Source organism: Bacillus cereus group sp. Bc010 (assembly GCF_027716745.1).
Taxonomy (GTDB): Bacteria; Bacillota; Bacilli; order Bacillales; family Bacillaceae_G; genus Bacillus_A; species Bacillus_A pacificus.
This window is the reverse complement of sequence record NZ_JAQFUY010000025.1, coordinates 39,781-63,405: the sequence shown is the minus strand read 5'-3', so window position 1 is coordinate 63,405 and position 23,625 is coordinate 39,781. Positions and strand designations below refer to the sequence as shown.

Here is a 23,625-nt window from a genome sequence, read left to right as displayed (position 1 = left end):
CCTCCATTGAATTTGCATACTTAGTATGCGAATTCAGGAGGTGTTTTTTTCATGTACCACTATTCGGGTTCACTTCACTTCATCATGAGCGGTGTTTTTTTGTTAAGTCGTTAAGGAAATTTTAAGAAACCAACATTACTATAGGCATTGTATACGAGAGTGTACATGCATTAGAAATATGAAGGAGGAAATTTCCTATGAAGAAGAAAACAGTTGGGTATTTAGCGATTGCAGGTGCTTTATCATTCGGAATCATTGGAGGAGTCGGCATCCCGGCATTCGCGGCAACGAATACTCCAGCAGCTGAGCAATCTACAAAAACGGCGAAAAAAGATTTAGATGACGCCACAAAACAAAAAGTAAAAACGATTATGGATGATACAAAGAAACAGTTAGAGGAGCTAGGTGTAAAGCTTCCAGAGAAAGAAAAACGTAAAGAAATGTTTGCGGGATTAGATGATCAAACGAAAGAAAAAGCAAAATCAATTTTAGAGCAAGAAAAGTCCGGCAAATTAACACGTGAACAAGCAAAAGAAGAATTAACAAAATTAGGCGTGAAGTTCCCGGAAAAGGGTAAACACAAAGAAATATTTGCGGGATTAGATGATCAAACGAAAGAAAAAGCAAAATCAATTTTAGAGCAAGAGAAATCCGGCAAATTAACACGTGAACAAGCAAAAGAGGAATTAACGAAGTTAGGCGTGAAAATGCCAGAGAAGAGTAAGTATAAAGACATACTTGCTAACTTAGATGAAGTAACAAAGGAAAAAGCAATGTCTATTTTTGAACAGGAAAAGTCCGGGAAATTAACGCATGAGCAAGCAAAAGAAGAATTAACAAAACTAGGTGTGAAACTCCCAGAGAAAGAGAAGCATGAAGACATCTTTGCGGGATTAGATGAGGCAACGAAAACAAAAGCAAAAGCGATTTTAGACAATGAGAAGAAACAATTAGAGGCATTAAATGTGGATCTTCCGCATCATAAGTTTTTTATGAACAAAGAAGATAAATAATCGAATTACGTATCTTTCGTGTGGGCAACCGGAAGATACGTATGCGAGGAGGCTGTTTTTGGAACAGTCTCCTCTTACTTGTTGTCGTTTTTTGTTGGTAAATCGATATATTTCGAAAATCGCCGATATAAATTAAGTTGCGGTCGATATATTTTGAAAATCGCTGATATAAATTAAGTTGTGGTCGATATATTTGAAAAATCGCCGATATAATTTTTTATTGCTACACGGCTCCAAAGATAAGAGGGAATTAGAGAAGTATCGTAACTTCTGTTATAATATAAGAAGAGAAATATTTCATATGTTATATAAAAAATATATTGATTTTTTCTAACAATTCAATATAATGAACAATAACTACAAAATTCGACATCAAGAAGTGATGATGAGGACACGATCAATTTTTTACGATTCTCAGAGAGGGAGGCCTTGGCTGTGAGCTTCCTAATACGGAAAAATAGATTACCACCTCTGAACTGCAGCAGTGAACGAACATCTAGTAATTGCTTGCCGGCAAAAACCGTTATGTAGACTTGAGAAATTGGTGAAGTGTGTTACTTTACGAATTGAAACAAGGGTGGAACCACGAATACAACACTCGTCCCTTTTTTAGGGAGGAGTGTTTTTTTATTTCATTTTTGCATCACACTAGGATTGGAAGGAGGATACGCAGTATGCATCATGATGAGAAGAACAAAATTGGTTTAACGGTAGCACTTTCTATCGTAGTAGGAACGATTATTGGGTCTGGTGTGTTTATGAAACCAGGCAGCGTATTAGATTACTCGGGGAGTTCTAATATGGCGATTCTTGCTTGGATAATTGGTGGTCTATTGACGTTAGCAAGTGGTTTAACAGTAGCTGAAATTGGAGCGCAAATCCCGAAAAATGGTGGGTTGTATACGTATTTAGAGGAGATTTACGGAAGTTTTTGGGGATATTTATCGGGCTGGATGCAAACGATTGTTTATGGGCCAGCTATTATTGGAACATTAGGGTTATACTTTAGTTCTTTAATGATTAATTTTTTCTATTTAGATAAAGTATGGAATTTACCAATCGCGATTGGAACAGTTGTGTTCCTTGGCGTTGTAAATAGTATGGGAACAAAATACGGAGGTATCGTTCAAACGATTACGACAATCGGAAAGATGATTCCAATCGTATTAATTGTTGTGTTAGGTTTCTGGAAAGGGAATAGCGATATTTTTAACGTAGTTGTACCGATATCAGAAAATCAAAGTATCGGGATGGCAATTTTAGCAACGTTATTTGCTTATGACGGTTGGATTTTACTTGCTTCGATTGGCGGGGAAATGAAGAATCCAACAAAGTTATTACCGAAAGCTATGACAGTTGGGATTTTAATTGTAACAGCTGCTTACGTATTAATTAATTTGGCGTTACTGAATGTATTACCAGCAACTCAAATTGTAGACCTTGGAGAAAATGCAACAGCGACAGCTGCAGGAATGCTACTTGGAGAATATGGCGGGAAAATTATTAGTATCGGTATTATCGTTTCTATTTTCGGTTGTTTAAATGGAAAGATTTTAACGTTCCCACGTATCCCGATGTCGATGGCAGAACGTGGACAACTTCCATTTGCTAAGTTTATTGCGAAGGAAAGCCCAAGATTTAAAACACCAGCAAATGCGATTACTGTTGAAATCATTTTAGGAATTATTTTAATGATTATTAGTGATCCGAATAAGCTATCTGAGATTTCCGTATTCATTATTTATATTTTCTATGTAATGACGTTTATTGGTGTCTTCATTTTAAGAAAACGTAATAAGAATAAAGAGCGTGCATACAGTGTACCGTTATTCCCAATCGTACCAATCGTTGCGATTTTAGGTTCGTTCTTTGTAATTGGTAGTGCAATTATCAATGATCCGGTAAGTTGTTTCTTATCAATTGGAATTGTATTTACGGGGCTTCCGGTATATTGGTATTTAAATAAGAAGAATAAAAATGAAGTGTCATGAGTGAAGGGTAGGCGTATAATGCGCCTACCTTTTTTACTGTAAAAAAATTGTACTTGTGTTCAACTTCTATTTTGGTTACTATAGTCGTAGTAACCAAAATAGAAAGCGTGGGGAAAGACTTGAATTTTCGTGTGTATATTTTAGCTATCGCGGCTTTCGTAGTCGGAACGGTTGAGCTAATTATAGGAGGAACGCTTGATTTAGTTGCCAATGATTTAGGAGTATCTATTAGTGCAGCTGGTCAGCTTATCACAATATTTTCAGTAGTATTTGCTTTATCAGGCCCTGTTTTATTAGCATTAACAGGGAAATTTGAAAGAAAAGCATTGTATGTTGGGGCATTATCGATTTTCTTAATCGGAAATATTATTTCAGCATGTAGTGTGAATTATGGGATGTTAATGTTCTCAAGGGTGATTTGTGCGGCGAGTGGTTCGCTTATTATTGCACTGTCAGTAACACTTGCTTCTAGCGTTGTAGAACCGCATTTTCGTGCGCGTGCAATTGGAATCATTTTCATGGGGATTAGTGGGTCACTTGTACTTGGAGTACCGCTTGGCCTTGTGCTCGGAAATGCATATGGATGGCGTGCACCATTTGTGCTCATTTCAATCTTAACAGTGATGGCAATCGCTTGTATTTCATTATTCTTAACGAAAGTACCACCGACATCGGTATTATCAATAAGAGAGCAAATTGCTACGTTAAAAGATAAAAAAATCGTCAGTGCACAGTTAACGTCGTTCTTATTTTTAACGGGTCATTTAACACTATATGCATATTTAACACCATTTTTAAAAGATGTTATGCATGTGGAAGCGAATTGGATTAGTGTATTTTATTTCATCTTCGGAATCGCAGCAGTAATTGGGGGCGGCTTCGGAGGCTGGCTTGCTGATAAATGGGGATCGAAGAAAAGTATTATCTCAATTATTATCGTATTTGCGTGTGCGATCTTCCTATTGCCGATGATGACATTCTCATTCCCGCTGTTCATTATTATGATGGGACTTTGGAGTATGCTGAGCTGGGCTATTTCGCCAGCACAGCAAAATTATTTAATTGAAATTGCACCAGAATCAGCTGGTATTCAGCAAAGTTTAAATAACTCTGCCCTTCACTTAGGGATTGCGCTCGGTTCAACAGTAGGCGGAGTTGTTATTGAAAAATCGTCTGTTATATATAATGCTTGGGTAGGGGGCGGTTTTATTATATTAGCGCTGCTTTGTGCAATTTTCTCGATTACAAGAGGACGTTCTGCCCAGCTTGCAAAAGAAGAATCTATCGTTTGATAGGTTCTTTTTTATTTGTAAAAAATTGCAGGTTTTTGTAGGGAAGTGGAGAATTTGTATGTAGCGAGGTGATGTATATGTATACGAATTTTTCAATTATTGGTCTTCTAATTTCAATGCTTCCATCGTTTCTTATTATTCTTGCGCTTAGATGGGTTCGTTTCATCTATCAAAATTCAGAGAAACAAGTGGAGCAGAATGAGAAAATGATTGAGTTGTTGATGGAGATAAAAGAGGAAAATAAAAAGGAGTCTAGATAAAGAACTAGATTCCGTTTTGGATTGGAAATGAAATCAAAGTTGCATTGCAATAATTTGAAAAAAAGCATCTAGTGGCGCACTAGATGCTTTTTGTTTTTTATCCCGCTTTAATGGGCAGTAAGACCCACCTCAAAATTCAATGAAAGCAAAGAATTTTGAGGTGGGTCGGGCTGTCCATTAAAGTTCGATTAGTTGAACTTTATCGTATGTGTATTAGTATCTCAACTTCATCAACAAACTTTTAATTTCCTCATCTTCCATAAAGAGATCATGGTGTTTCTGGGTAATCTTTGCAAGTGCAACGTCGTGATAGAAAAATTCTGTAAAGAACTTTACGAAAGGTTGTGACATTGTTTTCATTGCTTGCCATGACTCTTGCTCTACACCAGCAAATAAAATTTCGCGGTCGTCAACGATGAGTAGTAAATAGCGCTCTAATGCGTTAGGTTCTTCAGCTGGAATTAGAAAATGCATGTTTTCTAAATTCGTTTCTACTTCTCCAACAATAAGAGATTCAATTTGGACGGCTTGTTTTGCTTTTTCTTCTAGTAACGGAAGATATTCTAAAAGAGTATCGTTCCAAGCTGAAATGCGAATCGATTCTTTTGCACTTTCGATGAGCTCTTTACTTTGAACGCGAATAGAAGATTGCATTTTTAAGCTCCATACACGGTCATCTGTAAATGATTTTTTTGATATAGTTGTCTCTAATTCTTTAATATTAGATTGGAATTCTGTCGTTAATTTTTCAATTGCTAGCTTGAGTGGTAATGCTGTATACAGCTTTTTCTTTTCTGAAACAGAATCCATTACCATTCCTTTATCGATCAGGCGTGCTAGCACTTCATATATTTTGGCTTTTGGCACACCAGAATGCTTCACAATCGTTGTAGCATCTAATGGTTCGTTGCTTGATACGACAACTTCATAAGCTTGGCTTTCATATTGTGAGAAACCGAATTTTTGTAACATAGTTACCTCCGAACGAATGAGATTATATAGTTTAAGGATAATGAACTATTTGTTTTTACACAAGTGGTAGTAGGTTTTCTAATGGGATTGAGTTGAGAATTAATTTCAATTTTTTAATTTTATCCATTATACTTAATATAGTGATTAATATGATTACAATACAACGAGAAGGGGATGCGTTGGGGAAGATGTTAAGAAGTTTACGTTTAAAAATTGCAATAGTATTTTCAGTACTTATTTCAATGATGTTCGTAATTTTAGGTACAGCTATGTATCAATTACAGAAAGAGAAGGAAGTGAGCTCCTTAGACCAGTATTCTCAAAATACGATGGATCTTGTGACAGAGCAGTTAACTGCATTTATGCAGCGAATTGAAGAGGATATGGGTCATTATGGAAGTCATGATGATATTCAAAACATGTTACAAGATGGAGTGACTCCAGAAGAAGAGAGCTTTATTTTAAAAGAGTTTTCAAGGTTTAAAAAGAATCATCCTGATATTTTAGATGTATACATTGGAACGAAAGATAAAAAAACGTTGAGTGTAAATCTTGCTGACGGAGGAAAAGTACCTGAAGGGTATGATCCAACGAGTCGTCAGTGGTATAAAGCATCAGAATCCGATACAAAATCGATTATTTGGGGGCAACCACAATATGAAATTGCGACAGGTAAGTTAAGTATTGGGGTTTCAAAAGCTATTGTCGGACAAGATGGTTCAGTATTAGGGGTAGTAGCAATGGATGTATCATTAGGAACAATCCAAAAGCTACTCCATAATATTCAATATAATAATGGCGGAGAAATGTTTATCGTAAATGATAAAAATATTGCTATTGTATATCCAGAGAAAGTAGGAAAAGATGTTTCAAAAGAATCACTTGTAAAAAGTTTGAATAAAGATGAAACAAAATTTGCAGTGACGACATTAGGAGGGAACGATGTAGTAGCCTATAGTCAACTGTTTGATAAGATGAAATGGAAAATTGGGATTGTTTATCCGAAGGACACGATTGATGGGCTATTAAATAGTACGAGAAATACAGTCATTATAATGGCATGTATTAGCTTATTCGTTGGAATTGCAGCTTCATACTTGTTCTCAAGAAGGTTAGCAAGACCGCTGCAACTATTAACGAATCACGTTCAAAAAGTAGCAGAAGGTGATTTAACGTTGCAAATGAAAGTGACAAGTAAGGATGAAGTTGGAGAACTGACGAACCATTTTAATCATATGGTTGAGCAAATGAATGAAATGGTAAGCAAAATTAAAAATAGTGTATCAACCGTGCAACAATCAACGAATAATCTACATTATTTAACGAATGAGACTGTAGCAGCTAGTAGAGAAGTGTCAGGTGCAATGGATGACGTGAGCGGAGGAGCTTCTACGCTTGCTAATAGTGTAGATGAAGTTTCAGAGCAGCTCGAGAATATGGCGCAGTCAGTGGAACAAATGAATAACTCTGTTAGTGAAATAAAAGGTGTGGCTGGCAAAGCTGAAGAGGCATCTAAGCAAGGATTAAATACGATGCGTAATTTAGTTCGTACGAGGGGCCAATCCTCTTCGATTGTTGTTCATACAGAGGAAGCATCTGGAAAGTTAGAGCAAAGGGTTGGATCGATTCAAAATGTTGTAGAGCTTATAAAAGGTATTTCAGATCAAACGAATTTACTTGCTTTAAATGCTTCAATCGAGGCGGCACGTGCGGGTGAACAAGGTAAGGGCTTTGCTGTTGTTGCGGAAGAGGTTCGGAAATTAGCGGAACAATCAAAAGAAGCAACAGTAGAAATTGCGACGATGATTGGTGATGTACAAGTAGAGGTAAGACGAGTTGTAGAAGTTGTAAGTAAATTGAAAGACATTGCGGATATACAAAATAATGTTACGACAGAAGCAGAGGCGGAATTCCGTACCATTATGTCAGTTGTAAATACAATTAGTACTTCAGTGGAACAAATTGTAGAAGAGGTACATAACATCGGTCACGAGCAAGGAGAAATTACAGCGGTCATGCATACAATTGCTGGTACGAGTCAAGAAAGCGCAGCGGTTTCGGAAGAGGTAAATGCTGCAACTGAATCACAAGTGAATCATCTAGAAAAGGTAGCTCATACGATGGAAAGCTTGACGGAGCATATGAGAGACTTAGAAAGATTAGTTGAGCAGTTTAAAATAGAGGAATAACAAATTAGTAAAATGATGCGTATTTCGGTAAAATAGACAATGGATATATAAGAAGCAAGTATAGGAGGAAGACTACTATGGCAATTGTTGACGTATCGATTATTCCAGTAGGAACAGGTAATCCAAGTGTGAGTGAATATGTAGCAGAAGTACAAAAGGTGCTAGAGAAAAACTCAGATCGTGTGAAGTATCAATTAACACCAATGAATACAATTATTGAAGGAGATCTTCCTGTCATTCTAGAAGTAATTCAACAAATGCATGAAGTTCCATATGCGAAAGGTGCGCAGCGCGTTGCGACAACAATTCGTATCGATGATCGTCGTGATAAAGTAAGCACAATGGAGAAGAAATTAAACTCTGTTCGATCAAAATTATAAAGAAAAGCAGCGATCTTCGCTGCTTTTTTCATATAGGAGGTAGATAAGATGAGTGAAAAGTTTAACGAACAATTTGACGGGTTGTTAGAGAAATACACGGAACTATTACTTGGAGAGAGCAATGAAGAGAGAAAAGAACAGGTACAGAAGTGGGCGCTGTATTCTTACATAGCGAAGACGATGCCGGCTTTAGTGAAGCATTGGAATGAGACTTATCCCGATGCGAAAGAAGAGATGGTGCAGTTAATTACACATATTAAAAGGCTGAATGAAGAGAAGAGAAATGAGCAATAAAAAAACTTGGGGTAAATATAATCTCAAGTTTTCTGTATTAATATCCTCATATAATTTACATGGAATATAAAGGGTTTTATAGGCATGTCGAATATTTTCGGCATGCCTATTTTGTGCCTATTAAACTCTATTTTTCTAAATGTCGAAAAATATTTCAGGCATATTTATAAGCGAGAATATAGGTTTTTAAATGTTTTTATAGTATTTTATAAATTATCTAAATAATTATTTGTATCCAATAATTTTAAACAATGATATAATTTCGAATAGGGGTAAAAAACAGATAAATTAAGTCATAGGGGTGAATTACATGGAACAATTAATGCGAAATTCGTTTCTTTTCTTATCTAAAAATAAAGCGCTAACAAAACTGGCTAAAAAGTACGGTTTACGCTTTGGTGCAGGTCGCTTTGTCGCAGGGGAGACAATTGAATTAGCGACAGCAGCTATTAAACAATTAAACAAGCAAGGACTTTGTGTAACAATCGATTATTTAGGGGAATTCGTTGATAATGAAGCGGAAGCAAATGAAATGGCTAACCAATCGATTGAAGCAATCCGTGCAATTGGAAGAGAAGGTCTTGATTCGCAACTTTCTTTAAAGATGACTTCTATGGGATTAGATATCTCTGATGAAATCGTAATGAACAATATGCGCCGCATTTTAGAAGCTGCAAAAGAAAATGGTGTGTTCGTTACAATTGATATGGAAGATTATACACGCTGTGGAAAGACGATTGATATCTTTAAACAGTTAAAGTCTGAGTACGATAATATTGGTACTGTTATTCAAGCTTACCTATATCGTACAGAAAAAGATATTGAGGACTTAAATGCTTATAATCCTAATTTACGCCTTGTAAAAGGGGCTTATAAAGAACCTGAAGAAGTGGCGTTCCCGGACAAGAAAGATGTAGATGACAATTATAAAAAGATTATTAAAATGCACTTATTAAATGGAAATTATACTGCAATTGCTTCACATGACGAAGCGATTATTGAATATACGAAAAAACTTGCCGAAGAACACAACATTCCAAGGGATCAATTTGAATTCCAGATGTTATATGGTATTCGTAATGAGCGTCAACTCGAGCTAGTAAAAGAAGGTTACAAAATGCGTGTTTACGTACCTTATGGAAACGACTGGTATGGCTACTTCATGCGTCGTCTAGCAGAGCGTCCAGCAAACGTTGCGTTCGTATTAAAAGGTATGGTTAAAAAATAACCAAGGAGAAAATACTCCTTGGTTATTTTAATTGCTGAAATGCGTAATGTGCCATTTTCTTCGTATCAGGATACAGTTGCTTGCGAGTAGAAGATAATACAACATTAATGACACGTTTACCGTCTTTCTCATCCACTGTTACGACTGTATATTTTCCGAGTGCTGATAGACCGCTTTTACTTCCAATTGCATATGGATCGTCATATAGTTCTTCTCGTCCATAGTTTGCAATCTTTGGAGAGCGTTCTGAAGTATGTAGAGTTGTACGCGTTGAATTCATATATTCTAAAACAACTGGGTACTTTAATGCTTCTTTCGTAATTATAGCAATGTCATATGGTGATACTTTGTTTCCTAGTGCATCAGCACCACTTGCGTTTTTGAAAGTCGCATGCTTTGTACCAAGTTCCTTCGCTCTAGCATTCATCATTTTTACAAATTCATTTTTTGATCCTGCAATATGTTCTGCAATGGATTCAGCTATTGGGTCTGCACTAATGATAAGCATCAGTTTTAATGCCTCATCACGTTTTAACTTTTCCCCAGCACGAAGTTTAATTTTCTTACTTTGGCTTTCTGTTTTAATTGCGTTTTCTGTAACTGTAATTTCTTCATCTTCTTTTACATTCTCTAGTAAAAGAAGGGTTGTCATCATTTTGGCTATACTAGCCGGATAAGAGCGTTCGTCCTCTCTTTTTCCATACAAAATTTCACCTGTGTCTGCATCAATTGTAATGCCGTATTGCCCAGTGATACTAGGTTGATCAGCTCTTACAGCTTGTTGTCTTTGTGCGTAAGACAAGAAAATCATCCCTGTAAATAGTGTGGCAATCATTACAATCATAACTATTGTTCGCTTCATTATAATTCCCTCATTTGTTACAAATAAATTGGGCAGAAAAAGCAGCCATTACCCATTATGCCACGTTCTCTGCCCAAAAATATAGCGTTATTTTTCGCCCATATTATGCTTCTTATATTGTTGGTTATTACCTTGACGTCCTTTTTCTACGCCTCGATCAGTTGGGCCAGCGTTTCCTGTCACACTTGCTGCGCTAATTCCAGCCTTTGAAGGGTTCTTCTTAAGTTTTGCCATATATATTCCTCCAGTTTCGTCAGATTATAAAAAGGGAAAGTGTATTTTAGTGAAGAAAATACATATATAGCATGGGCAAATAAAAGAAAAATATTTATCCCACTTTAATGGGCAGTAAGACCCCCACCTCAAAATTCAGCGAAAGAAAAGAAGTTAGGTAGGGGTCAACTGCCCATAAAAGTCCGATTGGTTCAACTAATAATCAGTAGGGGATGAAGGAAACCCCTACTGATTAAAGTTTCACTTTATTTCAGAAAATTTTATCAATAAATATATTGCGAAAATTTAAATAGTATCATATATTTATTAGTAGAGGCTCACTCATTGATTGCGACTTATGTCGAAAAATTGAATGAGCATTCATTCAAGAATAGGGGGAGAATTGGATGTTCCAAATTAAAAAGGCTGCTGTTCTAGGGTCAGGCGTAATGGGTTCAGGAATTGCGGCACACTTAGCTAATATTGGTATTCCGACATTATTGCTTGATATTGTACCACCTGCGCTTACGAAAGAAGAAGAAGCGAAGGGACTTACATTAGAACATAAAAGTGTGAGAAATCGTTTTAGTAATACGGCACTACAAAAACTATTAAAGCAAAAACCAGCTCCTCTGACAGTGAAAGGAAATTTAGCACTGATTGAAGCAGGTAACTTAGAAGATGACCTTGAGCGTCTAGCTGATGTAGATTGGATTATTGAAGTAGTAGTTGAAAACTTAGATATTAAAAAGAAACTATTTGAAAAAGTAGATGCTGTTCGTAAACCGGGTTCTATCGTAAGCTCGAATACGTCAGGCATTTCAGTTGAAAAAATGGCAGAAGGTCGTTCAGACGACTTCCAGAAACACTTCTTAGGCACACACTTTTTTAACCCACCACGATATTTAAAACTTCTAGAGGTAATACCGACGAAAGAAACTGATCCACAAGTATTAAGCTTCATGAAACTATTTGGCGAAGACGTTCTTGGAAAAGGCGTTGTTATCGCAAAAGACACACCAAACTTTATTGGAAACCGCATCGGTACGTACGGTTTATTAGTAACTCTTCAAGAGATGGTAAAACGCGGCTATAGCATTGGGGAAGTTGATTCAGTAACAGGCCCACTTATTGGTCGTCCGAAGAGCGCAACGTTCCGTACATTAGATGTTGTCGGTTTAGATACATTCGTACACGTTGCAAATAACGTATATGAAAACGTACAAGAAGAAGAGCGTGATGTATTTAAAGTACCAGCTTTCATGCATGACATGCTTGATAAAAAATGGCTTGGAAGCAAAACAGGTCAAGGCTTCTTCTTAAAACAAGGAAAAGAAATTTTAGAATTAAATCCAGAAACGATGGAGTACGAAGCTCGTAAAAAATTAAAAGCTGCATCGATCGAGTTAAGTAAACAAGAAAAAGGTTTATCGAATAAATTGAAAGCGCTTGTATATGCGAAAGACCGCGCAGGAGAGTTGTTATGGAATATCATCACACCGACTCTTTTATACTCTGCAAAACTTCATAAAGAAATTGCTGACGATATCGTTGCAATTGACCAAGCGATGAAGTGGGGCTTCGGCTGGGAGCAAGGACCGTTTGAAGTTTGGGATGCAATTGGCGTTGAAAAGTCCGTTCAAAAGATGGAAGAAAACGGCGTAGTTGTTCCTGCTTGGGTGAAAGAAATGTTAGAGAAAGGTTTCACTACTTTCTACAAACATGATAACGGAGATAGCTACTATTACGATAATGGCGAATATAAGCTAATCGAACGTAATAAAAAAGCAATTTCTCTTAAGCAATTAAAAGCGAAAAATGGCGTATTAAAGAAAAATAGCGGAGCGAGCTTAATTGATTTAGGCGACGGCATCCTTTGTTTAGAATTCCATTCGAAGAGCAATGCAATCGGTATGGATATTACGCAAATGATTAACTACGCTGTTGATGAAGTAGAAAAGAATTATAAAGGTCTTGTTATCGGTAACCAATCGAAGAACTTCTGCGTTGGTGCGAACTTAGCAATGATCTTAATGGAAGCACAAGACGACAACTACTTTGAAATTGAGTGGGTTGTGAAAAACTTCCAAGATGCAATGATGAAAATTAAATACTCTTCTAAGCCAGTTGTAGCAGCACCATATGGTATGACGCTTGGCGGAGGTACAGAAGTTTGCTTACCAGCAGCGAGCATTCAAGCTTCTAGTGAAACGTATATGGGCTTAGTAGAAGTTGGTGTTGGCTTAATCCCTGGCGGAGGCGGTAATAAAGAGCTATACATTAAACACTTAAATAAAATGGCAAACGGCGTAGAGTTTGACCTACAAAAAGTTGCAAATAAAGTGTTTGAAACAGTCGCAATGGCGAAAGTTTCAACTTCAGGACAAGAAGCGATTTCTCATAACTTCTTAGGTGATAAAGATGGTATTAGTGTGAATGGTGATCACTTACTATACGATGCGAAACAGAAAGCACTTGCTTTATATGAAGCTGGTTATAAAGCGCCGATTCGTAAAAAGATACCGGTTGTTGGTGAAACAGGATATGCAACTCTTGCACTTGGTGCAGAAGCAATGCATTTATCTGGTTACATTTCAGAGTACGATCTTCACATTGCGAAGAAACTTGCATATGTCATCGCGGGCGGAAAAGTGCCGTATGGAACAGAAGTTGATGAGCAGTATTTATTAGATGTAGAACGTGAAGCATTTATTAGCTTAGTAAGTGAGATGAAATCACAAGCAAGAATGCAGCACATGCTTGTAAAAGGAAAGCCATTACGTAACTAATAACGAGGGGAGATATCGTTCATGAGAGAAGCTGTCATTGTTGCGGGAGCAAGAACACCAATTGGAAAAGCAAAGAGGGGTTCATTAAAAACAGTTCGTCCTGACGATCTAGGGGCGTTAGTAGTAAAGGAAACGTTAAAGCGTGCGAATTATGAAGGACCAATCGATGATTTAATTTTCGGTTGTGCGATGCCAGAAGCAGAGCAAGGTTTAAATATGGCTCGTAATATCGGCGGATTAGCAGGACTTTCTTACGATGTTCCAGCTATTACAATTAACCGTTACTGTTCTTCAGGTTTACAAAGTATCGCTTACGGAGCAGAGCGCATTATGCTTGGGCACTCGGAAGCTGTATTATCAGGCGGAGCGGAATCAATGAGTTTAGTTCCAATGATGGGACACGTTGTTCGTCCAAATAGTCGCCTTGTAGAAGCAGCTCCAGAATATTATATGGGTATGGGACATACAGCAGAGCAAGTTGCTGTGAAATATGGAATTTCCCGTGAAGAGCAAGATGCATTTGCAGTACGAAGTCATCAACGTGCTGCGAAAGCATTAGCTGCAGGAAACTTTGCTGATGAAACAGTACCTGTAGATGTAACGTTACGTACTGTTGGATCAAATAACAAACTGCAAGAAGAAACAATCACTTTCACGCAAGACGAAGGTGTAAGAGCAGAAACGACGCTAGACATTTTAGGTAAATTACGTCCAGCATTTAACGTTCGCGGTTCTGTAACGGCTGGTAACTCTTCACAAATGAGTGATGGTGCAGCATCTGTATTATTAATGGACCGTGAAAAAGCAGTAAGCGATGGTATGAAGCCACTTGCGAAATTCCGTTCATTTGCAGTAGCGGGTGTACCACCAGAAGTAATGGGAATTGGCCCAATCGCAGCAATTCCGAAAGCATTAAAACTAGCTGGCTTAGAGCTATCTGATATCGGCCTATTCGAACTAAATGAAGCATTCGCTTCACAATCGATCCAAGTTATTCGTGAACTTGGTTTAGATGAAGAAAAAGTAAACGTAAACGGCGGTGCAATCGCACTTGGACATCCACTTGGCTGTACAGGAGCAAAACTAACACTATCTCTTATTCACGAAATGAAACGCCGCAACGAACAATTCGGTATCGTAACAATGTGTATCGGCGGCGGAATGGGAGCAGCGGGAGTGTTTGAATTACTATAAAAAAAGTGCAGGTGGCTCGTTCAGAACAGGAGGGCGTTGGAAGCCCTGACGAAGAGGCGCTTTTTGCCTCACAGGAAGGGGTGAAACGACCGACTGTTCTAGCCACCGGAACTGGATTATGAAAAAAAGTGGAAGCGGCTCGCTCAGAATGTGAGGGGGATGGAGCTTCAGACGTAGAGGCGTTCTTTGCCTCGCAGGAAGAAGTGAAGCCACCGAACATTCTAGCCGCTGGAACTGGACTATAAAAAAGTGCAGGTGGCCCGTTCAGAACGAGACGTCACCAATGCAAAGAATGGAAGCAACAAAGGTTTATAAAAACAAAAGGGAGAGCCAGCTTCTTTCAAAATGAGAGAAGCGGCTTATGAAAATATGAAGGAGGAAATTTTCATGGAAAAAACAGTAGGAAGTGCAGTTAAAGGCGGTAGCTTTTTAGTAGATGAGATTACGATTGATCAAGTGTTTACGCCAGAAGATTTTTCATCTGAGCATAAAATGATTGCAAAAACGACAGAGGACTTTATCGTAAATGAAGTTCTTCCAGAGCTTGAATATTTAGAGCAACATGAGTTTGATCGTTCTGTTCGTCTTTTAAAAGAAGCTGGGGAACTTGGTTTATTAGGTGCTGACGTACCAGAAGAGTACGGCGGAATTGGTCTTGATAAAGTAAGCTCAGCGTTAATCGCAGAGAAATTCTCTCGCGCTGGTGGCTTTGCAATTACTCACGGTGCTCACGTAGGTATCGGATCTTTACCAATCGTATTATTCGGTAACGAAGAGCAAAAGAAAAAGTATTTACCATTACTTGCAACTGGTGAAAAATTAGCGGCATACGCATTAACAGAGCCAGGTTCAGGATCGGACGCATTAGGTGCAAAAACAACGGCACGTTTAAATGCAGAAGGTACACATTACGTATTAAATGGTGAAAAACAGTGGATTACAAACTCTGCATTTGCTGACGTATTTATCGTATATGCAAAAATTGATGGAGAGCACTTCTCAGCATTTATCGTGGAGAAAGACTATGCTGGTGTATCTACAAGCCCAGAAGAAAAGAAAATGGGTATTAAATGTTCTTCAACTCGTACGTTAATTTTGGAAGATGCGTTAGTACCGAAAGAAAACTTACTTGGCGAAATCGGTAAAGGTCATATTATCGCATTCAACATTTTAAATATCGGTCGTTATAAATTAGGTGTTGGTACAGTTGGATCTGCGAAACGTGCAGTAGAAATTTCAGCACAATATGCAAACCAACGTCAACAGTTCAAACAACCAATCGCTCGCTTCCCATTAATTCAAGAGAAACTTGCGAATATGGCAGCAAAAACATATGCAGCTGAAAGCTCTGTATATCGTACAGTAGGCTTATTCGAAAGCCGCATGAGCACATTATCTGAAGAAGAAGTAAAAGACGGTAAAGCAGTAGCAGCTTCTATCGCTGAATATGCAATCGAGTGTTCTTTAAACAAAGTATTCGGTTCTGAAGTACTAGACTATACAGTAGATGAAGGTGTTCAAATTCACGGTGGTTACGGATTTATGGCAGAGTATGAGATTGAAAGAATGTACCGCGATTCTCGTATTAACCGTATTTTCGAAGGAACGAATGAAATTAACCGCCTAATCGTACCAGGTACGTTCTTACGTAAAGCGATGAAAGGTGAATTACCACTTCTTCAAAAAGCACAAAAATTACAAGAAGAGTTAATGATGATGATGCCAGAAGAAGTAGGCGATGAGCCATTAGCACTTCAAAAATATTTAGTAAATAACGCGAAGAAAATCGGCTTAATGGTAGCTGGATTAGCTGCTCAAAAATACGGTAAAGCATTAGATAAAGAACAAGAAATTCTTGTGAATATCGCTGACATCGTAAGCAACCTATACGCAATGGAGTCAGCTGTTCTTCGTACAGAAAAAGCAATTAAAACAACTGGTCTTGAAAAGAATAAACAAAAAGTGTTATACACTGAAGTATTCTGCCAAGAAGCATTTAACGAAATCGAAGCAGATGCGAAAGAAACACTTATCGCAGTTGAAAACGGCGACATGCTGCGCATGATGTTATCATCATTACGTAAATTAACTCGCCACACACCACTTAACGTAATTCCGAAGAAACGTGAAATTGCTGCGAAAATTTTAGAAGATGAGCGTTACACGGTTTAATATTTTTAAAGAAAAGTAGTCGTATAAACGACTGCTTTTCTTTTTTTTCTGAGAAAATAAAGTTTTTAGTGACATAAAACTAATACCATTAGTATAATAAAACTAATGGTATTAGTTTTCGTGAAAAGGGAGATGGGAATATGAGAATGATGCATGAAAAAACGGTATATCAATTGTCATTTTTGCCAAGAGTATTTCCTGTGAATTGTTACTTTATAGAGGAAGAAGATGGTTTAACTTTAATTGATGCTGCTTTGCCATATAGCGCAAAAGGAATTTTACAGGCGGCTGAGAAAATAGGAAAACCAATTACGAATATTGTATTAACACATGCGCATGATGATCACATCGGTGCATTAGACGCATTAAAGGAAGTACTTCCTCATGTTCCCGTCTATATTTCTAAAAGGGACGCAAAGCTGTTAGAAGGAGATACGACGTTACAAAAGGATGAACCGAATATACCGATAAAAGGCGGTGTACCTAAAAAAGTAAAAACGGTACCTGATGTTTTATTGGAAGATGGCGACCGAGTTGGATCGCTTCTTGCGATTATGACACCGGGACATACGCCAGGCTCCATGGCGTTTCTTGATGTACGAAATAAAGCTCTTATTGTTGGGGATGCATTCCAAACGAGAGGAGGTACGGCTGTTTCGGGACAAATGAAATTTTGGTTTCCGTTTCCAGCGATGGCAACGTGGAGTAAAGAAATATCATTACAAAGTGCAGAGAAGCTAAGAGAATATGAGCCGTCCTTGCTTGCGGCAGGGCATGGGAAAATGATAAACGATCCAGGGACTGTCATAGAGCTTGCTATTAAGGAAGCTAAGCGGAATATAGAAAGTAGAAAAGAGGGTTAATTGATGTCACCGAGAATCGGACTTACATTACAGAAAATTGTAGAAACAGCAGCAGAAATTGCAGATGCAAATGGAATACAAGAAGTAACGTTAGCTTCATTAGCGCAAACATTAGGGGTACGTTCACCTTCGCTATACAATCATGTGAAAGGTTTACAAGATGTACGGAAACATCTTGGTATTTACGGAATCAAGCAGCTGTATAACAAACTGGAAGAAGCGGCCGAGGGTAAACGGATGGATGAAGCAATTCATGCTTTAGGAGAAGCGTATGTAGCATTCGTACGCAAACATCCTGGACTATATGAAGCAACCTTTTTACGAGATGAAGAAGTAAGAAAAGCAGGTGACGGAATTGTAAAGCTTTGTCTTCAAGTTTTACAACAGTACGGCTTAGAAGGAGAGAATGCACTTCATGCGACACGTGGATTCAGAAGTATTTGTCATGGATTTGCGTCGATTGAACAGCAGGGCGGATTTGGTTTGCCGTTAGATTTGGATATAAGTTTACATGTATTGTTGGAAACGTTTATTAAAGGATTACGTGGAATGAAAGAGTGAATAAGAGGAGAAAAAGCATGAATTTGTCGCTGAGGATGCTTTTTATATAGCAGGCTTTGATTTGCTGGAGGGACAATGACAAAAGGATGTGAAGTGAAATGTTTGCAGGACATTTTGGCTTAGCGGCAGCAGTAAAAGCCAAGTCACCTAAACTACCACTTTGGGCTCTTATGGTAAGCTCACAATTGTTGGATATCATTTTTTTGCCGCTGTATATTTTAGGAGTAGAGACAATTGAACCTATTAATAGGAATAGTTATGGTGAAGCAATCATTCATGCGGATTACACACATTCTTTAATAGGAGCACTGTTTATTGCTTTTGTTGCAGGAATAGTGGGGAAAAGGTTTTGGGGCAAGCGGAGTGGTTTTGTTATAGGGGCTGTAGTTTTTAGTCATTGGATTTTAGATTTACTTGTGCACCGTGCTGATTTGCCGTTACTTCCGGGCCATTACGGAGATTTACCTATGCTTGGTTTTGGATTGTGGAGATTTCCGGCTATTAGTATCATATTGGAATGTATTCTTATTGCGATAGGAGGTATATTATACTTCCGTTTTATCGTTTCAAGTGCGGGCGCACAAAAGAAGTTTATAGCACGAGTAACTGACGGATTGGTAGTTATATTATTAATTCTTTCGTTACTTATTAGTATAGTGTTTTGAATATGGATAGCCGGAAACCTTAGAAGCGATTCTAAGGTTTTTTAGTGTATATGGTTTGAAAAGAACAGTAAGTGGATTAAAGTTTCTCTTTATTATTGTTAAAAATAGTTTACATGATGTTAAAAATAAATTACGATTAAAATATAGAAAATATTGTAAAAAGGAGAGGTTATGAAACAGAGTGGAATTTTACAAAATAATCTCGTTGTACTTAGAGCAGAAAAACGCTGGTCACAAACTGATTTAGCGAACAAAGCAGGGGTAAGTAGACAAACGATCGCCTCAATTGAAGCAAATCGTTACAATCCATCTTTAATTTTAGCTTTTGAAATTGCACATATTTTAGGTAAGGAGTTTCATGAAGTTTTTCAATATAAAATAGAGGGGGAAACGGAATGAGCATTGTAATAGGGGTCATAATCTCAGTAGCAGGACTAATAGGTGTTTTATATTCCACACGTTTTCAGAAGAATGAGGGGGAAGATGAAAGAGGCGAGCATATTACAGGAAATGCCGCTAAAATTTCATTATTTGTATTTTTATTTCTATATTTAGTTATCTTTTTGATTGGGAATCTATATTCACTGACAGGCGAACAGTATAAGTTAGCAAATGCATGTTTATTAGCTGGAGTGCTTTGTTCGTATGCTTTAACTATTGTAGTTTTGAAAAGAAGATATTAATTGGAAAAGAGCTGTTCTACATATGTAGAACAGCTCTTTTTGAGGGAAGTAAAAAAGATGAAGCTAATAAGCTTAGAAACAGTTCGTCAAATCGTATTTTTGCCGCACCGATTCCCGATTAACTTTAATTGATGCTGCGTTACCCTTTTTGTGAAAAGAAGATATTAGAATCAGTTCGGAAAATAGGAAAACCGATTACGAATAGCGTTATTACGCATGTGCATGATGACCATATAGGAGAACTTATTACTATAAAACAAGATTACCAAATGTTACGTTCTATATTTCTGAAAGGGATGCTCGTTTATTTGAAGGTGATTAAGGGTCTGTTAGTGCATGTAAATGCAACAGACGATTGAAGAAGCAGGGGAAGAATAAGGCTTATGCTGTGGTATACAGTGGTCATGGAAAACCTAGGCTTATTAAGGATTTAAAGGATATGTATTGATAGAGTATTTTCTATTGATTTGATGGCAGATACGCTAAGACAGTAGGTTTCAGTTAAACATACTGTCTTTTTTGAGTGTCGATAAATAGTATTGCATCTTATATTACGTAAAACCTTGGAAATGCTTAGGTGCTAAATATATAAATTCTGAGGCGCATATCCTTGTACAATAAAGAAAATTCAAAGGACAATATATTGTATATAACTAATGTGAACTAGCCTTTGTTTTTTTGAAAATTTATTATTTCTGTTCAGAAATATGCAGGAAGGATGGCGTTTTCTATGAGTTTTTCTGCTTTAGATAAAATGGAGTTCTGTTCTAAAGAACTTCAAGCCTAATTATATTCCTATTTACTTCAACAAGCTTTAGCTAACCTTGTAAACTCAAAAATACGTTTAGAAAAAAATACATCATCTTTACATTGCGTTTTTAAATTATTTGAATTTTAGATTATGTAACAGTTTAATTTCTAGATAAATTAGTCTCACATTAGCAAGGGTCAAGATGGGAGGATTCATACTGCAAATAAGGAACGATTTGTTAAGTTCTGAATTTTCCCCTTCTTATTTAGGTTAAGGAAGAAAAAGCGATAAACTCTTTGGTTTAATTAGCTTACAAACTATTCAATAAAATAATTTGTACATAAGGAATTTAGATTATTTCAGCATGCATGTTTAAATTAGTCTATAAAACTAGGAGGTTAACAAATAAATACATATTTTCCTTTTAAAAGGTTATCAATTCTGAATATTTCACGTCTTTTAATATCTATTGCCAAAAAAAAGGTAAAAATAATTTAAAATGGTAAATGAATCATACATAAACTTTTTTTTACATAATAGGATGTAATTGGAATTATGAAAAAATGGCCAATTAATACAAAACAAATCGCTAGAACTTTAGTAGTAACATTATCTTTAATGGCGAGTAGTACTTTAATCACTGAAGCTAGTACTTTAGCAAACACAAATGAAAATACTAAAATAGAAAACACTCAAGTTTTTCATGAAGCTGAAAAAGTTTTAACGCAAAATAATTTAGAGTTAGCAAAAGAAATAACGAATCAAGCAATAACTAAAAATCCTGATGGAACAATTTCATTTGACACAAAAAAGGCAATTAAATTAGGTATGAATCCTCTATATGCTCAAGAAACAAAGAATTTCTTTGAATCTCTTACTCCAGAACAAAACGAGTTGTTTGAAAATAACGAAGTGGAAATTAATGTTCAAAATTCAAATGTACAATACATACCTATTGTTATTCCTTTTGCTATCCCAGCTATCGCTGGACTTTATGAAGTTGTAGTTGGACTAGCAATGGCTGGAGCGCTTTATATAGGTAAAAAATTCGTTGATGCTATTCTAAAATGGGGAGTAGTTGAAGCGTGTAAGAAATTCCAAAATAGTAATAAATTAATAAAAAGCTTCTGTAAGGCAAATGGATATATAAAATAAATCGAACATGCAAAATAACGTATAAAGGAGAGTTATAAATACTCTCCTTTATACGTTATTCATAAAATAAAATTTTATATTAAGGTGATTTAAATTCATATGAAAAAATTAATTATTTTCAGTTCGCTCTTTTTAAGTGTTTTAATACTGTGTTATTTCTTCAATGTTTCTACTACAAAAACAAAAGAAATGTATTATCAGAAACAAATAACTCCTGATCAACTGCAATCTAAAATTTTAAATAAAGAACATAAAGTAGTTTATTTTTATCAAACAAACTGTCAATACTGTAAAAATGTTACGCCAATAGTCATACCAATGGCAGAGAAAATGAATATTAATATGGAAGTTATAAATCTAGAAGAGAATCCAGAAGGATGGAAAGAATTTAACATTGAAGGCACACCAACTATTGTGAACTATAAAAATGGTAAAGAAATAAATAGAATAGAAGGTGAAGAAAGCGAAGAGATATTTAAGGATTGGTTTAATAAATCAAAACATTAATGCATCATAAGAAAAGCTTAATTTAGCTTTTCTTATGATGCATTAAATAACTAGCTATAAAACCTGTTTATTTCTTTTCCGTAAAAGATTTCAAATAGGCGTAAATATTAGTTATAAAATAAATTATTGTTCCCCCAATTATCCCCACAATAAAAGACAATAGCAATTTATTACCTGTACTTAAAGAGGAAGCCCAAATCATATAGAAACCAAACACTACTAAAATAAAAGTTAATACATTATCTAATTTTTCTTTTGACATAAACAAAGCACCACCACAAAAATACATTTTTTACTTATTATAACATTTCTTTAGGGTGAAAAAAAGAATTTTAATATAATTTATTAAATGATGGCATTTTAGGTATGAATTTATCAATTTTTGATGAACTAGAATTGATTTCTAAAGAGTTGCGACGATATATGTCACCTAATGCTGTGAAGCGATTCGCTCGAAAGATTGAATTTGTCCAATCAAGAAGTAAATATGATGTACAAGAATTAATCACTCTATGCGTTTGACTAAGTTGATACATAGCTCATTCACACAATTATGTAGTAGATTAGAATCTAGTATAAATATTTTTATGTGGTCAGAAGGAAGTAATTTACGCTTTAATTCTCAGACTGCGCAATTTTCACACCGAATATTAATAGCCTTACTCCCCCTAATTTTATTTATCTAGCCAAATCTTAACATCGTGTACAAACTATTTCCTTCGGATTCGTGAGAGAATTTGGCCAAATTGAACTTATCTTTAAAATATAGAAGGCGTTTTTGATATCCACTAATACAACTCTGCAAAATTAGAAAGATTAGAGTACTATTGGGGAATTTAATTTATGTATACTATTGCCCCAAAAACAAATACTAATATTGAATGAAAGAAGAAAGGTAGGAGTATTCCATGCAAAATTTAACAGAGCTTGAAGTAGAAAACTTACGTCATTTAATTGGTGGACATGCAACAATTATTAACAAGTTGGAGCAGTATGCACAGACGTGTACGGATCCACAACTGAAACAAATGCTACAAAAAGATGCGCAAGATGCACGAAATACGAAACAACAATTAATGACTTTCTTAGGATAGGAGGAAGCGAAAGATGAATGAAAAAGATATGGTAAATGATTATTTAGCAGGATTAAATGCAAGTTTAACAAGTTATGCAAACTATATCGCTCAGTCTGATAATGAACAGTTACACCAAACGTTAATTCAAATTCGTAATCAGGATGAGATGCGTCAACGTAATATGTATGAGTATGCAAAGCAAAAGAGTTATTACAAACCGGCAGCACCTGCAAATCCGATGATTGTACAACAATTAAAGAGCCAATTAAGTGCGGAATAACAGAAAAAAGAAAACGAGCGAATCTATTCGCTCGTTTTCTTTTTGTATATGTCAATAAATACATAATAAATATTTTTCCAGTTGTAACAAATATGACGAAAATGGAATATAACAATTCACAAAAAGGATAAAAACTTTGCTCAATATTTCACAAAGTATCCATGGTTTATATCGTGGGAATCTCTATAATTAGGAGTGTAAAGAACAAAAGAAATAGATTATATGATCAATTAGG

The 23,625-nt window shown here is 36.3% G+C and carries 25 protein-coding genes, 1 pseudogene and 1 other annotated feature; of the genes and pseudogenes, 22 read left to right on the top strand and 4 right to left on the bottom strand.

Annotation, left to right across the window (positions count from 1 at the left end):
* The first annotated feature begins 197 nt into the window (after positions 1-197).
* The 4 genes from PDQ68_RS21685 to PDQ68_RS21670 all read left to right on the top strand — a co-directional run bounded on the left by PDQ68_RS21685 (position 198) and on the right by PDQ68_RS21670 (position 4,556).
* Positions 198-1,013, top strand: a complete 816-nt coding sequence (locus PDQ68_RS21685) for a hypothetical protein (RefSeq protein ID WP_061183290.1) — start codon at positions 198-200, stop codon at positions 1,011-1,013.
* A 373-nt stretch (positions 1,014-1,386) separates the two neighbouring features.
* Positions 1,387-1,622, top strand: a binding site (T-box leader).
* A gap of 65 nt (positions 1,623-1,687) precedes the next feature.
* On the top strand, positions 1,688-3,004 hold the full coding sequence (locus PDQ68_RS21680) for an APC family permease (RefSeq protein ID WP_061183289.1): 1,317 nt from the start codon (positions 1,688-1,690) through the stop codon (positions 3,002-3,004).
* A 107-nt stretch (positions 3,005-3,111) separates the two neighbouring features.
* Entirely contained in the window at positions 3,112-4,296 is a 1,185-nt protein-coding gene (locus tag PDQ68_RS21675) for an MFS transporter (protein ID WP_153016937.1), read from the top strand.
* A 77-nt stretch (positions 4,297-4,373) separates the two neighbouring features.
* Entirely contained in the window at positions 4,374-4,556 is a 183-nt protein-coding gene (locus PDQ68_RS21670) for a hypothetical protein (protein WP_061183287.1), read from the top strand.
* A gap of 213 nt (positions 4,557-4,769) precedes the next feature.
* Here PDQ68_RS21670 and PDQ68_RS21665 read toward each other — a convergent pair whose 3' ends face one another.
* Positions 4,770-5,528 carry a TrmB family transcriptional regulator gene (locus PDQ68_RS21665; protein ID WP_016718846.1) on the bottom strand — a complete coding sequence of 253 codons (759 nt, stop codon included), beginning with the start codon at positions 5,526-5,528 and terminating at the stop codon, positions 4,770-4,772.
* A gap of 188 nt (positions 5,529-5,716) precedes the next feature.
* On the opposite strand from PDQ68_RS21665, the gene PDQ68_RS21660 reads away from it, so the two are divergent.
* The 4 genes from PDQ68_RS21660 to PDQ68_RS21645 all read left to right on the top strand — a co-directional run bounded on the left by PDQ68_RS21660 (position 5,717) and on the right by PDQ68_RS21645 (position 9,619).
* Positions 5,717-7,717: a methyl-accepting chemotaxis protein gene (locus PDQ68_RS21660; RefSeq protein WP_061183286.1), complete on the top strand. Its 2,001-nt coding sequence runs from the start codon at positions 5,717-5,719 to the stop codon at positions 7,715-7,717.
* 77 nt (positions 7,718-7,794) lie between these two features.
* Positions 7,795-8,097: an MTH1187 family thiamine-binding protein gene (locus tag PDQ68_RS21655; protein WP_001018866.1), complete on the top strand. Its 303-nt coding sequence runs from the start codon at positions 7,795-7,797 to the stop codon at positions 8,095-8,097.
* Positions 8,098-8,145: 48 nt separating this feature from the next.
* Entirely contained in the window at positions 8,146-8,391 is a 246-nt protein-coding gene (locus PDQ68_RS21650) for a YusU family protein (RefSeq protein WP_001290596.1), read from the top strand.
* Positions 8,392-8,701: 310 nt separating this feature from the next.
* Positions 8,702-9,619 carry a proline dehydrogenase family protein gene (locus PDQ68_RS21645; RefSeq protein WP_000436772.1) on the top strand — a complete coding sequence of 306 codons (918 nt, stop codon included), beginning with the start codon at positions 8,702-8,704 and terminating at the stop codon, positions 9,617-9,619.
* Positions 9,620-9,641: 22 nt separating this feature from the next.
* On the opposite strand, the gene PDQ68_RS21640 is transcribed toward PDQ68_RS21645, so the two are convergent.
* Both PDQ68_RS21640 and PDQ68_RS21635 read right to left on the bottom strand, forming a co-directional pair.
* Positions 9,642-10,481 (bottom strand): D-alanyl-D-alanine carboxypeptidase family protein, encoded by an 840-nt coding sequence (locus PDQ68_RS21640; RefSeq protein ID WP_061183285.1) that lies wholly within the window; start codon positions 10,479-10,481, stop codon positions 9,642-9,644.
* Between the two features lie 87 nt (positions 10,482-10,568).
* A complete protein-coding gene (locus PDQ68_RS21635; protein ID WP_001096347.1) occupies positions 10,569-10,715 on the bottom strand; it encodes a YuzL family protein in 147 nt (48 codons plus the stop codon).
* Positions 10,716-11,101: 386 nt separating this feature from the next.
* Between PDQ68_RS21635 and PDQ68_RS21630 the strand changes: the two genes are divergently transcribed.
* The 11 genes and pseudogenes from PDQ68_RS21630 to PDQ68_RS21580 all read left to right on the top strand — a co-directional run bounded on the left by PDQ68_RS21630 (position 11,102) and on the right by PDQ68_RS21580 (position 22,034).
* A complete protein-coding gene (locus PDQ68_RS21630; protein ID WP_073531321.1) occupies positions 11,102-13,483 on the top strand; it encodes a 3-hydroxyacyl-CoA dehydrogenase/enoyl-CoA hydratase family protein in 2,382 nt (793 codons plus the stop codon).
* A gap of 21 nt (positions 13,484-13,504) precedes the next feature.
* Positions 13,505-14,677, top strand: coding sequence for an acetyl-CoA C-acetyltransferase (locus PDQ68_RS21625; RefSeq protein WP_001206328.1), 1,173 nt, complete (start codon positions 13,505-13,507; stop codon positions 14,675-14,677).
* Between the two features lie 387 nt (positions 14,678-15,064).
* Positions 15,065-16,849 carry an acyl-CoA dehydrogenase family protein gene (locus PDQ68_RS21620; protein WP_029141225.1) on the top strand — a complete coding sequence of 595 codons (1,785 nt, stop codon included), beginning with the start codon at positions 15,065-15,067 and terminating at the stop codon, positions 16,847-16,849.
* Positions 16,850-16,989: 140 nt separating this feature from the next.
* Complete coding sequence (locus PDQ68_RS21615) at positions 16,990-17,712, top strand: MBL fold metallo-hydrolase (protein ID WP_270786953.1); 723 nt, start codon at positions 16,990-16,992, stop codon at positions 17,710-17,712.
* Between the two features lie 3 nt (positions 17,713-17,715).
* Complete coding sequence (locus PDQ68_RS21610) at positions 17,716-18,273, top strand: TetR/AcrR family transcriptional regulator (protein ID WP_016718839.1); 558 nt, start codon at positions 17,716-17,718, stop codon at positions 18,271-18,273.
* A gap of 98 nt (positions 18,274-18,371) precedes the next feature.
* Positions 18,372-18,938, top strand: a complete 567-nt coding sequence (locus tag PDQ68_RS21605) for a permease (RefSeq protein WP_270786952.1) — start codon at positions 18,372-18,374, stop codon at positions 18,936-18,938.
* Between the two features lie 171 nt (positions 18,939-19,109).
* Entirely contained in the window at positions 19,110-19,337 is a 228-nt protein-coding gene (locus tag PDQ68_RS21600; protein ID WP_000813828.1) for a helix-turn-helix transcriptional regulator, read from the top strand.
* Positions 19,334-19,621 (top strand): DUF2178 domain-containing protein, encoded by a 288-nt coding sequence (locus PDQ68_RS21595; protein WP_016718836.1) that lies wholly within the window; start codon positions 19,334-19,336, stop codon positions 19,619-19,621. The genes PDQ68_RS21600 and PDQ68_RS21595 overlap by 4 nt, the downstream gene beginning before the upstream one ends.
* 57 nt (positions 19,622-19,678) lie before the next feature.
* Positions 19,679-19,940: pseudogene (locus PDQ68_RS21590) on the top strand (MBL fold metallo-hydrolase); the annotation flags it as partial.
* A 987-nt stretch (positions 19,941-20,927) separates the two neighbouring features.
* Positions 20,928-21,527 carry a hypothetical protein gene (locus tag PDQ68_RS21585; protein ID WP_061183282.1) on the top strand — a complete coding sequence of 200 codons (600 nt, stop codon included), beginning with the start codon at positions 20,928-20,930 and terminating at the stop codon, positions 21,525-21,527.
* Between the two features lie 99 nt (positions 21,528-21,626).
* Positions 21,627-22,034: a thioredoxin family protein gene (locus PDQ68_RS21580; RefSeq protein ID WP_061183281.1), complete on the top strand. Its 408-nt coding sequence runs from the start codon at positions 21,627-21,629 to the stop codon at positions 22,032-22,034.
* A 67-nt stretch (positions 22,035-22,101) separates the two neighbouring features.
* On the opposite strand, the gene PDQ68_RS21575 is transcribed toward PDQ68_RS21580, so the two are convergent.
* Complete coding sequence (locus tag PDQ68_RS21575; RefSeq protein ID WP_061183280.1) at positions 22,102-22,296, bottom strand: hypothetical protein; 195 nt, start codon at positions 22,294-22,296, stop codon at positions 22,102-22,104.
* Between the two features lie 104 nt (positions 22,297-22,400).
* Between PDQ68_RS21575 and PDQ68_RS21570 the strand changes: the two genes are divergently transcribed.
* The 3 genes from PDQ68_RS21570 to PDQ68_RS21560 all read left to right on the top strand — a co-directional run bounded on the left by PDQ68_RS21570 (position 22,401) and on the right by PDQ68_RS21560 (position 23,390).
* Positions 22,401-22,556 carry a hypothetical protein gene (locus PDQ68_RS21570; RefSeq protein ID WP_157674593.1) on the top strand — a complete coding sequence of 52 codons (156 nt, stop codon included), beginning with the start codon at positions 22,401-22,403 and terminating at the stop codon, positions 22,554-22,556.
* A 386-nt stretch (positions 22,557-22,942) separates the two neighbouring features.
* Entirely contained in the window at positions 22,943-23,128 is a 186-nt protein-coding gene (locus PDQ68_RS21565; protein ID WP_001180555.1) for a hypothetical protein, read from the top strand.
* 13 nt (positions 23,129-23,141) lie between these two features.
* Entirely contained in the window at positions 23,142-23,390 is a 249-nt protein-coding gene (locus tag PDQ68_RS21560; RefSeq protein ID WP_001002987.1) for a spore coat protein, read from the top strand.
* The last annotated feature ends 235 nt before the right edge of the window (positions 23,391-23,625 follow it).